Origin of the sequence: Candidatus Viridilinea mediisalina, assembly GCF_002532535.1 — a bacterium.
Taxonomy (GTDB): Bacteria; Chloroflexota; Chloroflexia; order Chloroflexales; family Chloroflexaceae; genus Viridilinea; species Viridilinea mediisalina.
Genome location: NZ_NQWI01000013.1, coordinates 1 through 23045, shown reverse-complemented (window position 1 = coordinate 23045; position 23045 = coordinate 1). Strand labels below are relative to the sequence as shown.

Below are 23045 nucleotides of genomic sequence, written 5' to 3'. Positions count from 1 at the left end.
GTATCCTTCCCTTATTGATCTCTGCCCACAATCGCTTACAATAGGGCGTAGATCAGGCGGTGTTGGCCTGCCCTGCCAAGGAGCCCGCGAAACCTATGGATACGCTGTCGCTATTGATTCTGCTTGGCGTGTTGGTGGTCGTCGTTGTTCTCGGGCTGGTCTGGCGGCGACGCCGCAACAGTCAGCAGCATGTTCCGCCACCCGAACCTGAACCTGAGATCGAGATGCAGGTTGAGGATCAGGATGGCAATCTGGTGGTGAGTGCGGATGAAGCGCCACCGCCTAAACCACCGTGGCGGCTTGGTCGTCGCATGCTGCTGTTGGTGTTTGCGACCCTCGTGCTGCTTGCTGGTTTGGGCTATATGCTCAATGAGCGCCGTACTGCCCGTGCCCCTGAGCGCTTTGTGGTGATTGTGGCCCCTTTCAATGATGGTGCCGATGGGCAGACGGGGCGCAATGTGGCCGCAGAGTTGGTGCGGCTGCTCAATCAGCAACTGAGTGGCGATACGACTGTCGCGGTGGCGCTGCGGAGCCCCCAGGATCGCGCCGATGCCCTTGCCTTGGCGCAAACCGAACAGGCCGACCTGCTGATCTGGGGTGAGGTAGAGCCCGGGGCAATGCTCGATAGCCCAAGCCTGCGCCCGCAACTCGTCTATACCCCCGTTGGCCCCTATGGGCCCAATGCCTGGGCGGGCTACCAGGGTCGCTTTGTGATGCCCGCCAATTTTGCGCTGGCCAATGCGCCGATCAATGGCCAAGCGGTGCTCGTGCCGCTCATTGTTGCCGTTGGTGACTATATCCATGGTCGTCCCGACCATGCCTATATGCTGTTGACCCGCTTGATGGAGGATTATCCGAGCCTCAATCCGAGCCTGCCGCGTCTCTTGCGGGCGAATATCCTCTGGGCGCGGGGTTTCTACGGCGAAGCGGCGCAGACCTACCGTATCGCGTTAAGTGAGCCGAACGAAGAACCTGAACTATTGGTCAATAATCTTGCCGCGATCCTGCTCGATGCGGGCGATCCCGCTGTGCTAACGGCCCTCGCTGAAGCGGTACGTCTGCTCGATGGGCGTGATCTGGGGGCGCTACGTGCTAATCTGGGGGCGCTTGCGCTCGCTGATGGTCGCCCTGTGGCTGCGGCGAGTGAACTGGAACAAGCCCGCAACATGCTGCCCACCAATGCGCCGCTCTTGCTCGATCTGGCTACGGCCTACCGCGAGAGCGGTCGACTCGCTGATGCCGAGGCAGTCTTGCAGCGTGCAGCAACTCAGGTGCGCCGCGATGAGCGCCTGGTGCCCCGTCCCTACCGCACGCTCCAAACCCAACGGCTCAACGCCATCCTGCGTGAAGAGCAGGGGCTTTTGGCCTTGGCTCAGTTTTTGGAGATGCAGGGGCCACTAGTGTGGGAACTTGAGATCGCCCCGGCCCACCCTGCAGCAACGCTACGTTCGATGCATAACGACCTGAGTAGTGCCGCCGACTTGAGTCAACAGGCTGTCCAGCAGTGGCGGCGGATCGCGGCCTCGGAGAGCGCAGCGCAAGCGGGAACCGGCCTCTTGGCCGGGGGCCAAGCGGAACAGCTTGAGTTCCAAGCGGCACGCCAGCGCTACTACCTCGCGCTGATCATGATTGAGCAGGAACGCATGACCGCCCGGCAGGCTCCGAGTCTCTTTGATGTTCTCTTTGGTACCGGCGACTCTGAAGCGGCCAGTATGACCCTACTGAAAGAGTTGGCGCTGCGCCAGCCAGCCAATCCCGCCCTGCACGCAGCGATGGCGCGCTCGGCGCTGATTGCGGGCGACTTTGAGCGGGCCAATGCGTACTATGAGCAGGTGGTGAGCTTGGCCCCGCAGATGCCGATTGGCTTCTTTGGGCAGGGCCAAGTGGCCTACGAGCAGGGCAATCTGGCACGGGCAAGCGAACTCTATATGGTGGCCCTAGAGCGCAACGAGAGCTTCTTTCCCGCTCGGATTGCCTTGGCCCGCCTTGCGGAGCAGCATGGCGATTGGGCTACAGCGGTGGCTCATCGCCGCGCCCTCGCCGAAATCCGTAGCGGCCCGCGCAATCTGATCGCCCTTGCCCACGATCTGCGGCGCAGTGGTCCTGATGGTTGGACCGAAGCTGAACACATCCTGCGGCCCTTGAGTGTCAACCATGCCATGGCTGCGATTGAATTGGCACGGCTCTACAATGATACCGGACACCCCGATGAGGCGATCAGTGCCTACCGCGATGCACGGCGCATTGATCGGAGTAGTAGCGTGGCTGCGTTTGAGTTGGGCGAAACCCTCATCCGCCAAGGGAACTATCCTGCCGCCGAGCAAGCCCTGCGTGATGCACTACGGCTTGAGTCGGATCACCTTGAAGCCCGTTTGGCCCTCGCTGATCTCTACCAAGGGCCGCTCAATGATCCGGGACGGGCCGAACGGGAATTCCAGGCTGCGCTGCGCCAAGGGGTCAATGATCCTGAGTGGCTCGAACGTATCGGTGATGCCGCAATGGCCAATGGCAATGCGGATCAGGCCCAGACCACCTATGCCCAAGCGGTTGAGTTGCAACCTGAGCAGCCGCGTTTGTACCATAAGCTTGGGTTGGCGCAAACCAAACGCGGCCAATATGAAGCCGCTGCGGTTGCCCACAACCGTGCCCTCCAGTTGCTCGCTGACACTACCGATCCAGAGGGAGTCACCCTGCGTACCAGCAGCCTCGTGAGCCTCGCTGAGGCGCGCCGTTTGCAGGGTCGCCTTGATGAAGCGAGTAACAGCTACAACCAGGCGCTACAACTCGATCCCACGCGGATTGAGGCCCACATCGGCTTGGGCTTGGTGGCGGTTGGCCAAGCCAATTGGGGCGTTGCTCATGGCCATTTTGCTACTGCCACCGCGCAACCTGCAGGCGACGAGCATGCCGCTGCCCAGTTTTGGCTCGCCGAGAGCCTGTTGCGCCGCGACGACCTGGTGGGGGCTGCAAGCCGCTTTGAACGTGCCATCGCCCTGCAGCCCACCTTCCCCGAAGCCTACCTGGGCCTCGCCCAGACCCGCTATGCCCAGCGGGATCTTGCCACAGCCCTTGCGACCGTCACCCTTGGGCTCAATCAGCGCCCAGCCTATGCGGAAGCGCTGCTCTTCAAGGGTAAACTGCTGCAAGAACAGGGCAACATGGCCCAAGCCCTTGATGTCTATGACCGCTCGATTGCTGCTGATGCACAGATCGCTGAGAGCCACTACCGCCGTGGGGTGCTACGCATTCAGCAGGGTGACTACGATAACGCCATTCGTGACCTGAGCCGTGCTGCCGATCTGCAAGCCAACTTCCCCGAAGCGGCCTACTGGCTTGGACGGGCCCACTACGCCCAAGGCCGCCTTGAACCGGCGTGGCATGCGTTTCAGCGTGCGATCAGCTATAATGCTACCTATGTTGAAGCCATCCTCTACAGTGGATTGGTGGCCGAAGATCTCGGACGTACCAACGACGCGATCAATGCCTATCGTACCGTGATCGAACTTGATGCACAGCGTGAGTTTACACTGCGTGCCCGCTTACAACTAGAGCGCCTGATTACTTAGCCTAATGACAACTTTCAAACAGTATCGCCTAGCTCTTCAAAGCTTCCAGTCCAAACGGTTGAGTCGTGATTATAGCGACCTAGCCGAAATTTCGCAGTATCAGCCGGTTGGTGACTTCTTCTTTAACGAGATGTATGGCCCGCACGATTTTAGTGAACGTGATGCTGCCGCCCGTCGTTTGCATCAGTTGACCCAAATCCTACCCGGTGTGGGCATGCGCGATGTCAATGAGGTCTTGGAGTTGCTTGAACTGACCAAGCGGCTCGATGATGAATTGGCACAACGGATGCTCGATAAGCAGATTGGACTCGACTTTGATGAGCCAGCCTATGAGCAGTGCTACCGCGAACTAGACAACTACGAAGAGCGGCTGCACCAGATCAAGCTGGTAGACAACAGCATCTACAATGTCTTTCGCCTCTCGCGCTCGCACCTGCTCGGCATTGCACTCCACAGTTCGCAAATCTTCGCCCGTATCTTGGGCCTAGAGGCCGCCCATACCTTCTTGGTCAGGGGCTACGATGCGGTCACCGGCGTGCAGAACATCAACCTCTTTGCCGAAACGGTCTATACGCGTGAGATAGTGCGCCTCAAGCGCATCTTTGGCCGCGATGAGTGATCTACAAGCTTCCTTACCAGCCTTCATCACGGTGCCCGCTGGCACCTTCATGATGGGAACCCCAGCCGCACAGTTGAGTGAATTGGCGGTGCGCTATGGCGGCACCCGTGAAAGCTACCGCGAAGAGGCACCACGTCATACACTTGAATTGGCAGCGTTTGGAATTGCCGTAGCGCCCGTAACCAATCGGCTCTATGCGGCCTATGTGGCTGCTACCAATGCACGGGCACCGCTCTTCTGGCGTGGTGCCACGCCCCCCACCATGCTCGATGAGCATCCGGTGGTGGATGTGAATTGGCACGATGCGCTGGAGTTTTGTGCATGGCTGAACAGCCAACTGCCTGGTTTGGCTCTGCGCCTACCGAGCGAGGCCGAGTGGGAACGGGCTGCGCGCGGCAGCGATGGGCGCACCTTTCCCTGGGGCGAAAGCTTCGAGCCACGTTACGCCAATACCCGCGAGAGTGCCGCCGCTGGCACGACGGCGGTTGGGAGTTACCCCGAAGGCGCAAGCCCCGTTGGTGCCCTCGATATGGCGGGCAATGTGTGGGAATGGACAAGCTCACTCGATGCGGGCTACCCCTACCAGCCCGATGATGGCCGCGAGGATTTGCACGCCTCTGGCCGCCGGATTATGCGGGGGGGCTGTTATGCCAACCCCCACGGCTTCGCTCGTTGCGCCTGTCGCTTCCGCCTGCTGCCCGAAGTACGCAACGAGTTTACCGGCTTCCGCCTCGCTTGTTCACCGCACTAATCGCCTGCTCCAGGGTAGCATAGGTCTGGAGTTGCTCAAGCTCCAGGCCCACCCCCACCATACTCTGGGCCACTTCGGGCTGGATGCCGGTGATGATCACCTGGGCTCCAAGCAGGCGGACGCCCTGCACCGCTTGGTGCAGAATCTGTGCGACCGCTTGATCAACCACTGGCACCCCGGTGATGTCAATGATCGCCACACGGGCTCTACGCTGCTCGACCCCCTCAAGCAGCGTGGCGAGCAGTTGGGTTGCCCGCACTTCATCCAGGGCACCAACCAGAGGCACAATGATCGTTTGGCGATCAATGGGGATGAGTGGCATCACCATGTTCATAATGGTGCGCTGTGCCTGCTCGACCTCGCGTTGCAACTGGGCGCGGGCCGTCTCGATCTGCACCTGCTCCGTCTCTAACTCCTGATTCCGCGCATCAAGGGCGGCAAAGAGCGCCCGCAAGCGTGCGGTCATCGCACCAAAGCTATTGGTCAGCCGCCCAATCTCATCGTTGCGCTCACTCGTCAATTGCAAATCAAGTTCGCCGTCACCGACACGTGCTGTAGCAGCATCCAACTCGCCGAGTGGACGCACAATCATTGTACGAACTGAAGTCACCAGCACACCAGTAGTGATCAGCGCCACAAGCACGAGAATAATGAGGTTCTGCTGCACAATCGCAAAGCGCAGGGTCTGAAATAGATTGGTAGACAACGCAATGCTATAGATAGGCGTCGCCGGATCGCCTGGATTGAGTGGCGCATAGGTTACTTGATAGCGATCCGCACGCCCCAACTGGAAGGCTTCGCTCACTTCACCCTGTCCAACGCGCTGCCAAAAGCTCGCCTGACGATCGGCCAAGCGCAGCGCAGCCTCATTGCGCGTACTACTCGCCAAGAGTTCACCTGTACTGGTGTACAACCCGATCAGCGGGTCGTCACGATACGCATTGAGCGTATGCAAGAGCCGATCATTGAGTAACTGGCCCACCACCAGCGCACCTGTAAGCCCATCATCACCCTTGATCGGCACTGCTGCAAGCAGCATCACACCTTCGGGCACCACGCCCAGCGAAGCCTGTTCAATGGTGAGTAGCGCCCGTCGCAGCGCCACCTGCGTCTCAGCGGGCGTTGGCCCGGTATGCAACAGCGTTTGCCCCGCGCTGCCTGCTAGTTTGAGGTGATCAAGCTGATAGCGCACCTGTAACGGAATAGCGACACGCTGGAGCATAGCGCGATCATTCGCCTGCACCGCCGCCAGCAAGCTTGCATCTTCAGCCAACACAAGCGCGGTAAAACGCAGGTGATCTTGCTGCATCTGCATGCTCTGCTGGAATAGAAGTTGCTCTTCTGCCAATTCACTCGCCATGACCCGTTGTTCAAACTGGCTCAAACCCAGCAGGGTGGTCGCAATCGTAATCAACAGCAACGTCAGGAACATGCCCAAAATCAGCCCCAACAAACGCAGGGCAATCGAACTATTCTTATGACTACTCATTGGGTACCAATCCCTGAAGGGCCAAGGCATGCCGTGCCGCTTCACTCTGCACGTAGGTCAACAACGGGGCAAGGGCTTCACGTTGGGCGGTGGGATAGGCGAGTACCAAGCGGCGCGGCGGCAGCGGGTAGCCAGCCTGCGCCAGCGCGCCGGGATGCAGCTCATCAACGGTCAAGACCTGCTCTGCCATACCATTGATCATTGCAGCGCCATAGGAATCAAAGCCAATACTGCCCGGCGTGCGCTGCACTGCCTCACGCAGGTCAGCCGAACGACTAAAGACAATCGCCATCGGTGGCCACGCCCCCGTACCAAAGAGGTGATGACGCAAAATGCGGGTTGCGGCATCATCCTCATTGCGGGTCAGCACCACAATCGGCAGATTGGGGCCACCCAACTCGGCCCAGTTGGTCACACTGCCCAGATAGATCGCCCGTAGTTGCTCAGAGGAGAGCCCACTGATCGGCAGGTCGGCATGGCGCAGAAAGACCACCGGATCCTTTGCTAGATTGATCAGCGTCAAACCCGGGCGACTAATACCAGCCGGATTATCCGTCAGCAGCACCGCAACATCAAACTCACCCGCCTGAGCCCCACGCAGGGCAGGTTGCCCACCACTACTCACCAGAAACTCAAGCCGGATGCCATACTCACGCTCAAAAGGCGCAAGCACATGGCGCAAAATAACGGTACCCGCACCCGAACCAGCGAACGTCAACGTCGTTGTCGGCAGCTCCACCAGCTCTGGTGCGGGCTCTAGCGGGCTACTACAAGCAACCAAGCTGAGGAGCAGGACGAAGGATAGGATGTGAGCCAACGAACGCATGATCGTAATCTCCCTAATCTGTCAATAGGCATAGTGTACCAGATAATGCCAATGCAGATTGTAGATTGCAGATTGCAGATTGCAGATTGCAGATTGCAGATTGTAGATTGCAGATTGCAGATTGTAGATTGCAGATTGCAGATTGCAGATTGCAGATTGCCGAACAGCGTCCCAAACCTGCTTTGTTCGTCTTGGCGGCTTCGCCACCAAGACGAAGAACCATTGGTTACATGTTGGAAACAGGTTTATTCTATACTTAATCAGTCCCTATACTATCTAAACCAGTAATCCAAAACACACGCAGGAGCAGCCACCATGGATCGCATCTCCGTTCGTAAGCTACCATTCCGCACTATCCTCATGAGCCTACTGCTGCTCTTAGCACTAGTCATGGTTTGGCTCTCCCCCCCACAAGCGGCGGCCAATCAGCGCTTTATGGTTTTTCTACCGCTGATTAGTAGCCCCCCGGAGGCAGAACCAGAGCGCCTGCCAACCAATTGGATCGAGCGGGTCAATGCCTACCGCGCCCTCGCGGGGGTTCCGCCCGTCAGCGAGGATGCGACGCTGAATGAGAACTGCCAGCAGCACGCCCGCTATGTTGCGGAGAATCGCCATCTGACCCACAGCCAAGACACGAGCCGCCCTTGGGCCTCGCCTGAGGGTCAGCATTGCGCCCAACGGGGCAATGTGTGGATTGGCTATAGTGGCATATGGGAGCCCTACCAGACGATTGATAGCTGGATGCACTCGGTTGGGCACCGCCTCTGGCTCCTCTACCCCACCACCAGCGCGGTTGGCTATGGATTCTACAGCAATAACGGATCGAGTGGCGCAGCGATGGATATTCTCTCGCGGGCCAATATGGATGCGGATAGCGCCTATAACGGGTGGCCGGTGCGCTACCCTGAGGCCGAGCAGCGCAATGTCCCCCCCATCGCCATGCCCATCTCACTCCAATGGCCCTACTTTGACGCAGCGCCCATCCTGACTTCTAGCCAGCTCCGTACCGCATCTGGGACAGCCATCAGCCACGAGGCCACCACAAATCTGCCCTCACGCCACAAAGGCATCGTCCTCACCCCCGATACCAACTTACCTCCTAACACCACCATCGAGGTACAGGTACAAGGGTCGTACTTGGGGCAAGCCTTTGATCTGAGATGGAGTTTTGCCACGGGGGAGGAGTAATCAGGGTTACGTCTGTGGTACACTACTTCCACATGATCCGCTTTGTCTTAGGCTAGGCAGCTATGGGCCGTGTGGTTGCAGTTACAAACCTTAAGGGCGGGATTGGCAAGACGACGACGGTCGTTAATCTCAGTGCGGGCTTGGCGCTCAAGGGCGCTCGTGTGCTGTTGGTGGATGTTGATGCCCAAGGTAATCTTGCGATGGCCCTTGGTATCCGCCCGCGTCGCACGCTCTACGAGGTGTTGGTTGATGGGGCCCAACCCGCCGATTGCCTCACCAATGCCCGCCCTAACCTCGATCTGCTTGCCGCCGATGAGTCGTTGCTGATGGCCCAACCCGCGTTGGCGCAACGCCCCAATTGGCCCCGTGTGCTTGAACAAACCCTGAAGCCGCTCCACGCGAACTATGATTTCACCATTATTGATTGCGGTGGCTCGCTGACGGTTCTCAATATCAATGCGCTCAATGCCGCCACCGATGTGCTGGTGCCAACGACGGTCGAACCCTTTTCGCTTAAGGGGCTTACGCTCCTACTCAATCAGTTGATGCGGATCAAAGGGAGCAATAATAGCCTGTGTGCGATTGTGCCTACGCTCTATGATCCGCGCACGCGCCAATCCGTCGCCCTGCTCGACGATCTGCGGAGCCAGTATGGTGCCCTCGTCACCGAGCCGATCCGTGTCAATGTGCGCCTCTCGGAGGCTTCGGCGCTGGGGCGCTCGATCTATGAGTTTGACCCCCGCTCGCGTGGGGCGGCTGACTATGCGCGCCTTGTGGAACATCTGAGTAGCAGGTGGGGCTTTCAGGCTCGATTACGCCCGACCCCCGCTGCTCCCCCCGCATCCATGAGTGATCCGTCGCCCAATGGCCCGCCCGTTACGCCCCCGCCGCCCGCCGCCCGCCCTGAACCAAGCGTGCCACCCGTGGTGACCGGCGCAGGCAGCATGCTTTCGTTGAGTTGCCCCAATTGTGGTGGGCCGTTGCAACGCGCCACCGTCGCAGGCTACCGCGTAGCCTACTGCGATCACTGTCGCTACCGCCGCCAGGAGTTGGTCTCAGGGCCGCGCCGATGATGCGTACGCTGTTCCTGTTCGCCCTGCTGGCCAGTGGCTTCGTACTGCTGCTCGTTGTTGCCGACCGGCCCTTTGATCCAGGTAGGCTCCAGGGTTGGGTACGTGCCGATGCGCTCAGCGCCCTGCTGCTGTGTGTCCTTGCCGGCTATGGGCTCAGCGAAGTACGCCAACAGCAGCACGATGCTCATGCTGAAGATCTCATGGCCCGTGAGACAGAGGGTCGGCAACGCTGGCCGCGCTTGTCGCAGCTAGGCGATCAGGTGGGCGGGGTTGCAACGCGAGCAGAAGTACACCTATTGCTACCAGTGATCCTGTTGAGTCTCGCTATGCTCACTGGTCACCTGATGCTCTTGAGCGGCCTGCTCGTGGGTGCGGCGCTGCTCCGTGGTCGTCATGCCTATGTTCAAGGTACGCAACAAAATAGCGCTGCTCTCGGATCTCTCGCAGTTCTGCTCGTGGCCAGCCTTGCAGCAGCGGGTGGACTGATCCTGCTTGGTCTTCAGAGTGGCGCATGGCACTACGCCGCACCCATGGCGGGCAGTGGGCTCAACAGCCTCAGCTTTGGCCTGTTGCTCTTGGCGGCCACCATTGGCAGCGGCGGGCTCGATCTGGTACGCGGACGAGTACCTCAATTCGACCCGTTGATCAACGTGGCATGCCTCTACTGTCTTTTGCGGCTCTTTAGCTTAGGGCCATGGAACATAGGCTGGCTCTTCGCCACGATGCTCGTGGGTGGTGCCATCGTCCTTGCCGCCGCATGGCAAGGGGCCGTCGCGCCCAGCAACGAGACAGCGGCATGGCAAGGGGGCTACCTCAGCGGACTGATCATCACCGGCGCGGGACTCGGCTCCGACGCGGGCATCATCCTTGCTACGTATAGCCTCCTGCTTATGCCGATTGTCCATTTCAGCCTAAGCCAGCCCCAAGCGCCCCACTGGAGCTACTGGTTGCTCTGCGCTGCTCTGCCGCTCAGTGCCCCCTTCATCAGCGCATGGCTTGCTGTAGCCGCCGCCCTTGCCGGGGGCATGACACTGTTGGCCGTAAGCCTCTGGGCCGCCGCGCTGCTTGCCGCGTTGCCGGTGGCCCGCTTGGCGCGTCAAGGAGCACAACCTACCAGCCTACTGCACTACCAAACCATTGGGCTCGGCGTTGGAGTAGCGTTGGGCGCACCACTAATCATCCCCAACCTGCTTGCACCGATTGCGGCCCAATTGCAAAGCGGGCTCACCCCTTTTGGCAGCATCGAACTCTGGCCCTGGGCCGGGCTCATGGCGCTCAACGCAGCCCGTCAACCGGTTGCAACGCTACCCTCACTGGCGCTCTTGGCGCTCATGCTCATCCTCGCAGCGCTCTGCTGGCTGGGGTTTTGGTATAACCCTAACCGCACTACGGGCCAGTCAGAGGGGGCTGATGATCAGCAAGGCTGACGACAAAGGCGCTGGTGGGGTGCTGTTTGGCAAACTGCTTCATTACAGCAACGCAGTGGCTAATGCTCTCGGGGGTTTGGAAACGGCCTGGCGTCTGAATGGCACCGCCGATAACAAGGCCCATCAGCGCAAAGCGCCGCAACACACCCTCGCGGTCTTGGGCCTCAATGCAGCCTTGCAGCCGATGTGCTTCATCATAGAGGTTAGGTGCGACTTGGGTAAATTGAGCGATAATGGCATGGGCTAAGGGTATAGCGCGTTCGGGCATGCAGAGCAGCGCAAAATCATCGCCACCAATATGCCCCACGAAGCTCCCGGATTCATTGGTTGTGCGTTCACGCAGGAGATTGGCCAGCAGATGAATTGCCTGATCACCACGCGCAAAGCCATAGGTGTCATTAAAGGCTTTAAAGTTGGTCAGATCGAGGTGCAGCAGCGCAAAACTGAGCTTACGCTGAATACGGTAGCGGATCTCTTCAATCAGCAGCGCATTGCCGGGCAACCCTGTAAGCGGGCTATGGACAGGGCGGCGGTTCGCACGACGCAATTGGCCACGAATCCGTGCCAGTAACTCTTCATTCGTGACCGGCTTGGTAATATAGTCATCAGCCCCAGTCTCAAAGCCACACACGAGATCGGAGGCATCACTACGGGCACTCAGGATCATAATCGGCAGGTGGGCGGTACGACTATCATTGCGTAGTTGGCGCAACGCCTCATAGCCATCAAGGTTAGGCATCACCAGATCGATCAAGAGTAGGTCGGGACGTTCTTCTTGAGCCGTGCGAACAAGATCATGGCCATTATTGACCACAATGAGGTGGTAGCCCGCATGACCAAGCAGGATCGACATCAACTGACAAAAACTCATGTCATCGTCAGCCAGCAAAATTCTGGGTGACGCATTGGTAGTCTGTTCAGCAAACTGCGTGGCGTGGCTAAGTGACAAAACGCTCCTCAAGGGAAGGGTGAGCATAGGCACTGGGTATGGGTAGTCAAGTTTCCATAAGCTATGCAAGTTCTAAGAGGTTGTCTGAAAAGCTAGTGGGTACGCGCTGGAGTGCCGGCTTTAGCCGGCTGAAGCCGGCACTCTAGCGCCAGTTCATAGACTTTTCAGATAGCCTCTAAGAGTACCTTCATAGCTCCGTGGGCGGCAGCGAAGGCGCTGATAGCTTCAGCAAGGGGGTAGCGGGCATGGATCAACGGTTCGGTCTCAATCAAGCGGCGTTCAAGGAGACGCAGGGCGGGGGCAAAGGGGCCACAGCGTGACCCAAGCAGGAGTACCTCATCTATCACCAACTGGGTGAGATTGAGTTGCGAAGGGCCGTGGAAGGTACTCTTGAGCAGCAAACGCCCGCGTGGGCGCACCAGCGCCCGTGCGGTAGCCAGGCCAGCCGCTTGACCGGTACAATCCACCACGAAATCAAACTGGGCCTGACCAAGATCATCGCTATGGCAACAGGCGATGCCCTGGCTCTGAAAGAGTTGCCAACGTTCGGGATGACGCCCTACCAAGGTCATTTCAGCACCGCTTAAGCGTAGCGTCTGGACGATCATTGCACCCAACTTGCCGTCGCCCACGACCGCAACCCGATCGCTTGGGCGTAGATGGTGCAGATCGAGGATGGCCAAAGCTGCCGCGAGCGGCTCGGTAAAGACGGCGGCCTCATTGCTGACAGTAGGCGGAACGCGGTGCAGACAATGAATCGGGAGGCTAAAGCACTCAGCCATCACCCCATCGCGCTGAAAGATACCCAGGGTGGAACGGTGTGGGCAGTGGGTATAATCGCCACGCAGACAGGTTGGACATGTTAAACAGGCAGCATTAATCTCACCAACCACACGTTGGCCTATCCACGTCTGATCGGCACAGGCCACTACCGTCCCAACAAACTCGTGGCCCAAGACACCCTGGAAGCCCATGTAGCCACGGGTAATCTCAATATCGGTATTGCAGATGCCAACTAGCTGCGGCCTAATCAGCGCCTCACCCGGGCGCAGCTTAGGCTCAGGGAAGTCCGATCTGAAATGTAGTTCTCCGTCGAAGATGAGTGCTTGCATGCTAGGGGGTACCTTAAAGAGGAACAGAAGAACAGAAGAACGGAAGAACAGGAGGGCAGAAGAACAGGAGAACAAGAGAACAGAAGAACAGAAGAGCAAGAGAACAGAAGAACAAGAGAACAGAAGAGCAAGAGAACAGAAGAACAGAAGAGCAAGAGAACAGAAGAGCAAGAGAACAGAAGAACAGAAGAGCAAGAGAACAGAAGAACAGAAGAGCAAGAGAACAGAAGAACAGAAGAACAGAAGAGCAAGAGAACAGAACTTGCGACAGTGCAATTATACTATGGTAGCATAGTAGGATGCAATGGGTTATGTGGTTGGAACATTATTAAGAGGTGGTACTCTGTTCCCCTGTTCCCCTGTTCTCTGTTCTCTGTTCTCTGTTCTCTGTTCTCTGTTCTCTGTTCTCTGTTCCCCTGTTCCCCTATTCTCTGTTCTCTGTTCCCCTGTTCTCTGTTCTCTGTTCTCTGTTCCCCTGTTCTCTGTTCTCTGTTCTCTGTTCCCCTGTTCCCCTGTTCTCTGTTCCCCTGTTCCCCTGTTCCCCTGTTCTCTGTTCTCTGTTCCCCTGTTCCCCTGTTCCTCTGTTCTCTCTTCTCCTAAACTAGAGGCAATAATGCGACTCATCTTTCTTGGCAGTCCGGCCTTTGCAGTCTATCCGCTTGAGGCTTTAGCAGCGGCGGGGTATGAAATTGTGGCGGTGGTGACCCAGCCTGATCGGCGGGCGGGGCGTGAGCGGCGGGTGACGTCTCCGCCGGTCAAGGTGGCGGCGGAGGCGTTGGGTTTGCCGGTGCTGCAACCGGAGAATTTGCGCGAGCCTGAGGTGTTGGCTCAACTTACGGCTCTAGCCCCCGATGTTGGTGTGGTGGCGGCCTATGGGGCGATTCTACGCAAGCAGATGCTGGCTCTTCCACCCTTGGGCTACCTCAATATTCATCCTTCGCTCCTGCCCTTGCACCGTGGCCCCACCCCGGTCGCAGGGGCGATTCTGGCGGGCGATAGTGAGACTGGGGTTTCGCTGATGCGCCTTGATCCGGGCATGGATAGTGGACCGCTCTTGGCCCAGACGGTGGTGCCGTTGCCCCGTACTGCCCGCGCAGGCCCGTTGACCGATGAGCTCTTTCAGCTTGGGGCGCGCATGTTGGTGGATGTGTTGCCGCGCTATGCCGCAGGCGAGCTTGTGCCCCAGCCGCAAGACCATACCCAGGCTTCGGTAACGTCCATGCTCAAGAAGGAGCATGGATGGATCGATTGGTCGTTGCCTGCGCTCGTACTTGAGCGTATGGTGCGCGCCTATGATCCATGGCCTGGCACAACAACCCTGTGGCAAAGCCAGAGTCTGCGGGTTCTCGCGGCGGCGGTGCAGGCTGATTGGGCGGGCAATGAGCCAAAGGGTTGTCTGATCGGGCGCGGGAACAGCGGCGGGCCATTGGTTGCAACCGGCTCTGGGGCATTGGAGTTACTTGAGGTGCAACCGGCTGGGCGACGGGCCATGAGCGGCAGCGCGTGGCTGGCGGGGCTCAAGGGGAAGCTGGGCTGCTTTGAGGTGTAGAGAGGTGGAGAGAGATGGAGAGAATTTTACCACAGAGGCACAGAGAACACAGAGATGCTGCTGATTAGGAGGGACGCCCAAATTATCAGATATCGGTAGCCTCTGTGGTGCAACGCTCTGCGCTCTCGGTGCCTCTGTGGTGTAATCCTCTGTGCCCTCGGTAGCCTCATGCTCCCTCGTCCTCGCATGGTATGATAGCCCAATGCACCATCTGCACCATCATCGCATTACGCTCTTCTGTGCCTTACTGCTGGTTGGGTTTACGTGGTGGCTGCGGGCACCACTGCATGCGCTGCCGCTCGAACGGGATGAAGGGGCCTATGCAATCATCGCGGCACGTTTGCTTGCAGGCGACGTACTCTACCGCGATCTCTTCGACCACAAGCCCCCTTTGGTACACCTTGTTTATATGGGGGCAGTGGCGCTCCCCGGCGATCCCGTGGTGGCCGTGCGCCAATGGGCAACCGGCTACCTCATGGTCAGTGGCGGGCTCTTGTTCGCGTTGGCTTGGCGGCTCTACGGCAGGCTTGCGGCCCTGGCCAGTCTGGCGCTCTGCCTAAGCTACGCGAGTAGTTGGCGTTTTCAAGGGCTGACATTCAACAGCGAAGCGGTACTGATGTTACCCGCGACCCTCGGCTGTCTTTTGGCGGTTGAGGCGCTGCTGCGCCAAAGGCCGGGTTGGCTCTTTGGGGCCGGGGTGGCGGTAGGCTTGGCTACCTTGGCCAAGCCCATCGGTTTGGCGCTACTGGTGCCCTTATTGCTCGCCCCGCTGCTGGCGCGTTGGACTTGGCAGCGCATCCTGCTTGGGGTGAGCCTCGCCGCCTTGGGGCTGCTCGCGCCCCTCTTGGCCTTCATGCTGATCATCTGGATGCAAGGAGCCCTAGGGGCGGCCTACGAAGCACTCTGGGTCTACAACCGGCTCTATGCCGCCGAGAGCCTGGCGCAAGGCTGGAACTGGGCGCAACTCTGGCGCATTTGGCAACCGATGCTCACCCTAGGCCTGCCGGCGTTATTGGGCTGGCTCTGGATTTCACTAGGCATGGCGCTCTATCTGCGGCGCTCGTCTGCCCGTAAGCCCACGATGGACTCTGCGCCTGAGAGTGAAGCCGTCTCGTCCTCAAAGAGCAGACAAGGGCGGAAGGCCCGCTCTTCTGGACTTGCCAAGGCTGAACACATACCCACAGGCGGGCAGGCTGCACCTCAGCCACGCAGCATGCCCATAGGTTGGCTGGCCGCCCATAGCCTAGTGAGTCTGTGGGGCTTGGCGCTGTTAGCCACGGCCTTCTTGAGCCTACGGCCCTACCCGCACTACTACCTCGCCGCCATGCCCATCTTTAGCCTCTGGGCGGGGGCCGGGCTGGCGTGGTGGGCCCAAGGTCTGGCCCAACGCATGGGCCAAACCTGGATCGCCGCGCTGCTTGCCAGCCTTATCACAGGCGCCCTGATCGCCCCCGTGCCCAACGAGATAGCCGAACTGCGCCAGATGGAACCCAACGACCAGATCAGCCAACTCTACGAATGGGACGGTGCCTACTTCTTTGCCTATGCGCGCGAAGTCGCCGCCTATGTAGCAAACAACGTCCCCCCCGATCAACCTATCTTCGTCTGGGCTGCCGAACCACAGATCTACTACCTCGCCCAGCGCCGTCCTAGTTCTCGCTTTGTCTACGACTACCCCGTGGATCGTCTGCCCAGTGCCCGCGAGGAACTGCTTGCCAGCTTACGGCAGCATGCGCCCCCACTGATCATCACCTACCACAACGTGCGTCCAATTGGCGTTCACCCCTTCTTTGAGGAGCAGGGCTATCAGTTGACGGCAACTATAGGCGGATTTGATCTGTTTGAACGGAGGGAACTACAGGATGGTTAGGGCGAGCGAAAGCTGGTATACTTTTGTTACGATAGAAAACCCTAATAAATATACATAGAATATAGGCTATCTTACAAAAAAGTAGGTCGTCAGCACCACGCTGATCACAATCACGATGCCCCGCACGACGCGGGTGGGCATGCGCCGCGCTACTGCGGCCCCGCTGTAGCCCCCAATGATCGCTCCGGTGGTCATGATTATCATCTGGGGCCATTGGATGATCCCGGCGAAGATAAAGGTGAAGACGGCAATCCCGTTGATCAGTGCTGCTTGGAGGGTTTTGAGCGCGTTCATCTCGTGAATATTTTCGCCGCCAAGCAGCGCGAGAACCGCCAGGGTCAAGATGCCCAGCCCGGCTCCGAAGAAGCCACCATAGATCGCTACGAGCAGATAGACCAACATCAGCCCCAAGCGGCGCAAGGGACTCACTTGGCCGGTGCTGCCTTGCCGCTGGCGGGTGAAGCGCGTAATCGCCGGGCTGGCAATAAAGACCACCGTGGCCAAGAGCATGAGGTAGGGAATCAGTTGCACAAAGACGCTCTCGCGCATACGGAGCAGCAGCAGCGCCCCCAATAGCCCGCCGAGCAGGCTCAAGCCCGAAAAGAGTTTCAGTTGGCCCCGCTGACGCTGCAACTCCTCGCGGTAGGCACCAACACTCGCCGCCGCACCTGGCCACAAGGCGGCAGTATTGGTCGCATTGGCCGGAATGGCCGGCACTCCGGTAAAAAGGAGTGCCGGAAACGAAATAAAACTCCCCCCGCCCGCAACAGCATTGAGTATGCCTGCAACCATGGCGGCGATGAAGAGGAGGAACATATGGGTTGGTTCGATGGGCATGGGGGTGAGAATTCCTTTGGGACGCCATGTTCGGCAATCTACAATCTACAATCTACAATCTGAAATGGCATTATACCGTAAACCCCAAGCCCCGTTCGCGCATGCTCACATAGCGTCCGTGCCCAATGACCAGGTGGTCCAGGCACTCTACATCGAGGAGCTTCCCGGCCTCAACAATCTGGCGCGTCACGAGGACATCCTCTGGTGAGGGGGTGGGGTCTCCAGAGGGGTGGTTATGGGCTACAATCAGGGCAGCACTATTGCGCCGAATCGCCTCTTTGAAGATCTCACCGATGCGGATCTGGGCGCTGTTAACGCTACCGATGTAGATCGTTGCTACCTGTTGGACGCGGTTTTTGGTATCGAGCAGCACAGCACGCAGGTGTTCTTGATCGAGATGGCCCATCTCAACCATAAGCAGGGTCGCAGCATCGGCGGGGCTCTTGATCTGCATACGCTCATCGGGGCCAGCGAGCAGCAGGCGTCGGCCAATCTCGAGGGCAGCCTTCACCGTTGCCGCTTTCGCCGCGCCCATGCCGTGGCGCTGACAGAGATCATGGTAATCCATACGCAACAGCCCAGGCCAGCCGCCATGCTCGTGCAACATCTGTTGCGCGAGGTTCAGCACATTGAGCCCTGGCACGCCGACGCGCAAGAGGATGGCTAAGAGTTCGGCGTCGCTCAGGGCGCCGGGGCCAACAAGCACTAACCGTTCACGCGGCTGGTCGCTGAGTGGTATTTCCTTAATTCGAGGCTGATACACGCTCATATCCTTCTCCTGGGAGCTTGTTTGAGACCCTGCAATTGAGTCTCTCTGTATCTATACCGTTGGAACAGGCCAAAAGATACGCTTTTGGGGAAGGATGAAGGATGAAGGATGAAGGATGAAGGATGAAGGATGAAGTCTGTTGCCCATAACAACGTTCACTCAAAAGGTATAAAAATTTGCACCACTACTCACTCCCTGAACGCCCTATGCGTCTCCTCACCATTATGCTCGTGGCCCTGGTGCTCAGTCTGGTCTACGGGCTGACGTTGGTGCCAGGGGTGACCTGGGCGCACCACGGGGCCGATAGCGGCGATCTGCTGACCGCAGTGGCGACTGGTGGGGTGCCGCATCCTACAGGCTATCCGAGCTATCTGCTGCTCATGGACGGCTTTCGTTGGTTGCCGTTGGGCGATCTAGCATTGCAGCAGGCGATCTTTTCTGCGCTGTGTGCGATTCTGAGTGCGCTACTCGTGGTGCAACTCGTGCTGACTCTGAGCCCGCTGCAGGGCTGGCAGTCCGCTGTGGCCGCTGGCTTTGCCGCGCTCTGGTTGGGCTTTACCCCGCTCTTCTGGAGCCAAGCGGTCATTGTGGAGGTCTATAGCCTGCATGCGCTCTGCTCGGCCCTACTCTGGTGGTGGGCTGCGGGTTGGTGTGTGCCGCCAACCCACCATGACCGTATGGCTCTGCCAAGCGCCCAGCAGGTAGGCCTTGCTGGGCTTAGTGCTGGCTTGGCTTTGGGCAACCATCTGACCGCTGCGGCAACGGTGGTGGCGCTGCTGTTGCTTTTGGTCTGGCGCTGTTGGGCGGTGGCAATACGTGACGCGAGGGGGCGAGGACGCGAAGCCCTCACCTCCTCGCGTCCGCGAAAGATTGTAACGTGGCTCCGAACTAGTGCCTCAAACATCTCGGCTTACCTGCCGTGGCAGCCGGTAGCTCGTTGCCTACTTTGGTTGCTCTTGGGCCTGATGGTCTACCTGCTATTGCCCGTGCGGGCCGGGGCGACCCCGGCGAGTTGGGGCGATCCACGCAGTATCGAGGGGTTGGTTTGGTTGGTGAGTGGCCAACTCTACCACCATATGGCCTTGCAGCCCCTAGAGCGCCCCTTGAGTTACGCCTTGGAGTTGCTGTATGCCCAAATGGGCAGCCTGGGACTTGGGCTGGCCCTCGCGGGGCTGCTGCTGGTACCAATGCGAACGGCAGCCCCGTTGCGCCTCGCCATGCTCCTTGTCGCCCTCGTGACTCTCGCCTTCGCGGTGGGCTACCGCAGCCATGACGCTCAGGTCTACCTGCTGCCGGTGCTGCTGCTTGGTGCGGTGGGCGTTGGCGTGGCAGTGGCGTGGGTTTTGGTGGTTAGCCAGAAGATTGCACGCATAACCCCTAGTATCCTGCTGGTTTTACTGCTCGTACTGCTGCTCTTGCGCCTTACAAGCCCATGGCCCGCAATGCGGGCGGCACGCCATGATCAGGCGGCAGCGCAATTCAGTGCAACCCTCTTGGCCCAAGCGCCAACCGGAGCGATCATCTTCACCCGCGAAGATCGCGACAGCTTCCCACTCTGGTATGCCCACTATGGCCAGGGCCAGCGCCCCGATCTGGTGTTGGTAGTCACCCCGCTGCTACCCTACGATTGGTACCGGGCGAACCTGCGCCGCTACTATCCTGATCTTGTGCTACCCCATGGTCTTGGCTCCGGCTGGGACATGGCGCTCATCGCCCAGAATCCCACCCGCCCGCCGTGTTGGGTTGTGCAGGTGGCTAGTGGGGAGTTACGTTCGATGACGCGAGGATGCGAGGAGGCGAGGCGATGAGGCGAGGAGGCGATGACGCGAGGAGGCGAGGCGATGACGCGAGGAGGCGATGACGCGAGGAGGCGAGGCGATGACGCGAGGAGGCGATGACGCGAGGAGGCGAGGCGAGGAGGCGAGGAGGCGATGACGCGAGGAGGCGAGGCGATGACGCGAGGAGGCGAGGCGATGAGGCGAGGAGGCGATGACGCGAGGAGGCGAGGCGATGACGCGAGGAGGCGATGACGCGAGGAGGCGAGGCGATGACGCGAGGAGGCGATGACGCGAGGAGGCGAGGAGCTTCGCGTCATCGCCTCACGCATCCTCGCCTCCTCACTACCGCGTTGCAATCGTAATCAAACGGTGGCTCATATCCACCACCGAGCCATCCTGGATGACCTGGTCGCCAATGCAGGAGACAAGGGTGAGCCGTTCGCTGCCTTGGGGCAGGATGTAGCTCACTTCGTCGGGGCGCACCCAGCGCTGTGCGCTGACGCGGTAGCTATGCTGTTCGCCGTTGCGCGTGGTGATGATGATCGTGGCACCGAGTTGCAGGTTGCGTACTTGGGCGAAGGGGGCCGGAATGTGGGGCGCATGAGACCAGCGCAGCACATGGCCCCAGAGGACGACATTGTCGCCTTCACTAGGCACAGCACTCAGGTTGTACCAACCCACATCGTGGTGCGGCACAATCGGCACGGCTTGGGCATCAAGGCCCACCGAGACAATCTGGGTATCGAGGCCAATTGCGGGGATGCTGATGCGTACCGGCTGCAACTGGCTGCGCTGAGGGCGCGCTTGGGCTTGAGGCTCCATTTCGGCCCCAAGCAGGCCGTTGAGAATGCGCCGTCCGGCTGGGAGGTCGGGATGCAACTCCATGCGTGCCCGCTCGAACCACTGTACCAGGTAGACATTCCCATCACTGAGGCGCTCCTCTTGAGGGGCGCTGATGGGCAGACCAAAGAGGGCGAGGTTTTCGGCTGCGCTAAAGCCGCGCTGGCCGTCCAACTCAACCCCGGCGGAACGCCAGTTGGCCAAAAATTCGCCACACACAGTATGGCCGGTTTCAGGGAAGAAGTGGCAACCCGCTTCAGCACTGCTGGCATTGCCATGGACGCCACTGCGCCCGTCGCGTGCAAGCCGATCCACCCCCAAACGCCCGAGTTGGACGCGGTAGGGCGGGGCGAGATTGGGGTGCAATTCGAGGCGATGGCGCTCGAACCACTGCACCTGGATGCGCCGCCCCTCGATCACCTCCTCTTGCAACGGAGTGATTGGAAAGCCAAAGACCGGCAAGCCCCCACTCTGCTCCCAGAAGCGGCGGATCTCACCCGCAATACAATAGCTTGTCTCGCTGAAACAGCGCTCACCTTGGGCGTGCGCGGGCTGTGGATGAAGTAAACCAAGCACAACAAGCGCGAACAGAATTATGGTCACCACGATGCGCTGTGCCAGCATAGAGCCCCTCCTAATACCAAATCAAGAACACGAAAGCCCATTGGGACGCCATGTTCGGCAATCTACAATCTACAATGGGTTGGCGTTGGAGTGCCGGCTTCAGCCGGCTAAAGCCGGCACTCCAGCGTGTGCCCCCCGGCTTTTCAGACAGCTTCTTAGGCTTTGATTACAGAAGGATGTCGAAAGCGGATCGAACCAGCGTAGGCGCATGGTTCACCCCCGAAATATACCATAGGTTGCGTTCAGATGGGCGTTGGTGTGGTGCGAGGGTAATTGGTATTAGGGCGGTAGTCCTAAGAGCATACCCCAAAAGTGGGTAGTGTCCCTCAACTGCCTTGATGAGCAGAATCAGGAGAAGGAAACAAATGTTCCAACTTTTCCAACTGCTCTAAAAAGGAGACCGGTACTCGATAGGACAACAACTCGCTCGTTGTCCAGACGTGATCGGTGATTCCTGCAGCCATTGCAGGGGTAACCTAACGCCAGCGACGGGCTGAACCATCACCACGAGTTGGTTCTGGTTCAGTCAACTCTTCCCGCAAGCTATCGTGTGGAAGAACCAAGTGGTAATATGCCAAGGAAAGCCACAGTTGTTTTTCAAGCCAAGATCGTTCTTTGCTGAAGCCCAATGTCTTGCGTGTCAAGCGACGATTGTGCTGTCTGACGCTCAAATTCGTGCGTTCAACAAAGCTCGTATTCACCGCATGGCTGCTCGACGATTCGGCCAGCCGTGCCTCAATGGCTGCCGCATCACCAAAGACAACCTCGGTGCTGACCGATACGACGGCACCACGCTCACGTTGTTTCACGACCTGGGCATACAAGAGTTCCGGCGGTGCTACACGACGGCGGTGTGGATGACGGCCCCGCGAGCCTTGCCGCACGGGTTGTTCCCACTGACCATACACATGCAACAATGCCGTCCGATACGCTGCCAGTTGGTCACTGGTAAAGAACGGGATGGTCGACGGACTCACATATGCTACCCGCTCAAGCAACAAATTCGCTTCCGCCTGTGTGCGTTTCCCGGCGAGAAATGCACAACCAACCGATAGGCAGGCGCAAAGGCCAGCCAAATCCACGTATCACCATAGGTTGCTGAGAGCATTTTGGCACCCGCAAGATGTTCGTTTTTCGTATGCACAAACCCCCACAATTCGTCGAGTTGGCATTCGGTCACCACCACGTCACGCCAGAGGGACAGCATCACCAGACGGCAATGCGTTGCGGCCCGATGCAGCCAGTTACACGCGGTGTCCTTGTCAATTTGGACAATCCGCGCCGTACTGCGGAGCGAATTGCCCTCTGCCAAGGCACGCACGGCCATCTCGAAGAGCGATGGATCAGTATTCAAATCCAAGTAAGCAGTACCATATCGTATACTCACGCTTTGCCCGCAGGAACGACACAAGGCTTGCTTATGACCATGACTTGAACCATTGCGTACGAGGCAGCTCTGGCGAAAGACCACGCCGTAAGAGCCACACTGCTGATTCGGACAGTAGAGTGTTTCCCAATCCATCTGATCCTCACGAAACAGTCACTTGCTGCTTCGTACAGAGTACCAGAAAACGTGTAAATGAACTATCGTACCTCATCAAGGCAGTTGAGGGACACTACCCAAAAGTAACAAACAGTGCTATAATGCTATACTTGATAGCAATATGAAATCAAGTGTACCTAACACACATTTAATATAAAGCAATAGCGCAAAAGGAGCGCTGTTGGGGAAGCAGATTTTGTTGCGTACCCCATTACTTTGTCACTCTGAGTACCTC

Annotated in this window: 18 protein-coding genes and 1 pseudogene; 10 read left to right on the top strand and 9 right to left on the bottom strand. The window is 58.8% G+C overall.

Annotated elements, in window-relative coordinates; all coding sequences use genetic code 11:
- The first annotated feature begins 95 nt into the window (after positions 1-95).
- The 3 genes from CJ255_RS04575 to CJ255_RS04565 are packed head-to-tail and all read left to right on the top strand — an operon-like array spanning position 96 to position 4936.
- Complete coding sequence (locus tag CJ255_RS04575; RefSeq protein WP_097642913.1) at positions 96-3566, top strand: tetratricopeptide repeat protein; 3471 nt, start codon at positions 96-98, stop codon at positions 3564-3566.
- Positions 3567-3570: 4 nt separating this feature from the next.
- Positions 3571-4185, top strand: coding sequence for an FFLEELY motif protein (locus tag CJ255_RS04570; protein WP_097642912.1), 615 nt, complete (start codon positions 3571-3573; stop codon positions 4183-4185).
- Entirely contained in the window at positions 4178-4936 is a 759-nt protein-coding gene (locus CJ255_RS04565; protein WP_097642911.1) for a formylglycine-generating enzyme family protein, read from the top strand. Before CJ255_RS04570 ends, CJ255_RS04565 begins: the two co-directional genes overlap by 8 nt.
- On the opposite strand, the gene CJ255_RS04560 is transcribed toward CJ255_RS04565, so the two are convergent.
- Genes CJ255_RS04560 through CJ255_RS22480 form a run of 3 tightly spaced genes read right to left on the bottom strand, consistent with a single transcriptional unit; the run spans position 4902 to position 7458 of the window.
- Entirely contained in the window at positions 4902-6425 is a 1524-nt protein-coding gene (locus tag CJ255_RS04560) for an STAS domain-containing protein (protein WP_165774569.1), read from the bottom strand. The genes CJ255_RS04565 and CJ255_RS04560 overlap by 35 nt on opposite strands.
- Entirely contained in the window at positions 6418-7251 is an 834-nt protein-coding gene (locus tag CJ255_RS04555; RefSeq protein ID WP_097642909.1) for a substrate-binding domain-containing protein, read from the bottom strand. Before CJ255_RS04555 ends, CJ255_RS04560 begins: the two co-directional genes overlap by 8 nt.
- 21 nt (positions 7252-7272) lie before the next feature.
- Positions 7273-7458 (bottom strand): hypothetical protein, encoded by a 186-nt coding sequence (locus CJ255_RS22480; protein WP_165774568.1) that lies wholly within the window; start codon positions 7456-7458, stop codon positions 7273-7275.
- Between the two features lie 108 nt (positions 7459-7566).
- Here CJ255_RS22480 and CJ255_RS04550 point away from each other — a divergent pair, with 108 nt between their 5' ends.
- From CJ255_RS04550 to CJ255_RS04540, 3 genes are all read left to right on the top strand, one after another.
- Positions 7567-8439 (top strand): CAP domain-containing protein, encoded by an 873-nt coding sequence (locus CJ255_RS04550; protein WP_097642908.1) that lies wholly within the window; start codon positions 7567-7569, stop codon positions 8437-8439.
- A gap of 62 nt (positions 8440-8501) precedes the next feature.
- Positions 8502-9512, top strand: a complete 1011-nt coding sequence (locus CJ255_RS04545; protein WP_097642907.1) for an AAA family ATPase — start codon at positions 8502-8504, stop codon at positions 9510-9512.
- Complete coding sequence (locus CJ255_RS04540; protein ID WP_097642906.1) at positions 9509-10939, top strand: hypothetical protein; 1431 nt, start codon at positions 9509-9511, stop codon at positions 10937-10939. The genes CJ255_RS04545 and CJ255_RS04540 overlap by 4 nt, the downstream gene beginning before the upstream one ends.
- Here the strand turns inward: CJ255_RS04540 and CJ255_RS04535 are convergent.
- Both CJ255_RS04535 and CJ255_RS04530 read right to left on the bottom strand, forming a co-directional pair.
- On the bottom strand, positions 10899-11888 hold the full coding sequence (locus tag CJ255_RS04535) for a GGDEF domain-containing response regulator (RefSeq protein ID WP_165774567.1): 990 nt from the start codon (positions 11886-11888) through the stop codon (positions 10899-10901). The two genes, CJ255_RS04540 and CJ255_RS04535, sit on opposite strands and share 41 nt — an antisense overlap.
- 164 nt (positions 11889-12052) lie before the next feature.
- The gene (locus CJ255_RS04530; RefSeq protein WP_097642904.1) at positions 12053-13000 is read right to left on the bottom strand and encodes an MDR/zinc-dependent alcohol dehydrogenase-like family protein; all 948 of its coding nucleotides are present in this window, start codon (positions 12998-13000) and stop codon (positions 12053-12055) included.
- On the opposite strand from CJ255_RS04530, the gene CJ255_RS23340 reads away from it, so the two are divergent.
- From CJ255_RS23340 to CJ255_RS04515, 3 genes are all read left to right on the top strand, one after another.
- Positions 12999-13295, top strand: a complete 297-nt coding sequence (locus CJ255_RS23340; protein ID WP_165774566.1) for a hypothetical protein — start codon at positions 12999-13001, stop codon at positions 13293-13295. The genes CJ255_RS04530 and CJ255_RS23340 overlap by 2 nt on opposite strands.
- Positions 13296-13613: 318 nt before the next feature.
- Positions 13614-14549, top strand: a complete 936-nt coding sequence (gene fmt, locus CJ255_RS04520; RefSeq protein WP_097642902.1) for a methionyl-tRNA formyltransferase — start codon at positions 13614-13616, stop codon at positions 14547-14549.
- A 202-nt stretch (positions 14550-14751) separates the two neighbouring features.
- Positions 14752-16419 carry an ArnT family glycosyltransferase gene (locus CJ255_RS04515; protein ID WP_097642901.1) on the top strand — a complete coding sequence of 556 codons (1668 nt, stop codon included), beginning with the start codon at positions 14752-14754 and terminating at the stop codon, positions 16417-16419.
- A gap of 66 nt (positions 16420-16485) precedes the next feature.
- Here CJ255_RS04515 and CJ255_RS04510 read toward each other — a convergent pair whose 3' ends face one another.
- Together CJ255_RS04510 and radC are read right to left on the bottom strand one after the other, a co-directional pair.
- Positions 16486-17256 carry a sulfite exporter TauE/SafE family protein gene (locus tag CJ255_RS04510; protein ID WP_245863192.1) on the bottom strand — a complete coding sequence of 257 codons (771 nt, stop codon included), beginning with the start codon at positions 17254-17256 and terminating at the stop codon, positions 16486-16488.
- A gap of 70 nt (positions 17257-17326) precedes the next feature.
- Positions 17327-18025, bottom strand: coding sequence for a RadC family protein (gene radC / locus CJ255_RS04505; protein ID WP_097642900.1), 699 nt, complete (start codon positions 18023-18025; stop codon positions 17327-17329).
- Between the two features lie 176 nt (positions 18026-18201).
- On the opposite strand from radC, the gene CJ255_RS04500 reads away from it, so the two are divergent.
- Entirely contained in the window at positions 18202-19833 is a 1632-nt protein-coding gene (locus tag CJ255_RS04500) for a protein O-mannosyl-transferase family (RefSeq protein WP_097642899.1), read from the top strand.
- Positions 19834-20145: 312 nt separating this feature from the next.
- Here the strand turns inward: CJ255_RS04500 and CJ255_RS04495 are convergent, their stop codons facing one another.
- Positions 20146-21267, bottom strand: coding sequence for a class F sortase (locus CJ255_RS04495; RefSeq protein WP_097642898.1), 1122 nt, complete (start codon positions 21265-21267; stop codon positions 20146-20148).
- A gap of 326 nt (positions 21268-21593) precedes the next feature.
- Positions 21594-22707 (bottom strand): annotated as a pseudogene (locus CJ255_RS04490) (IS1-like element ISBeg1 family transposase).
- Positions 22708-23045: the final 338 nt, after the last annotated feature.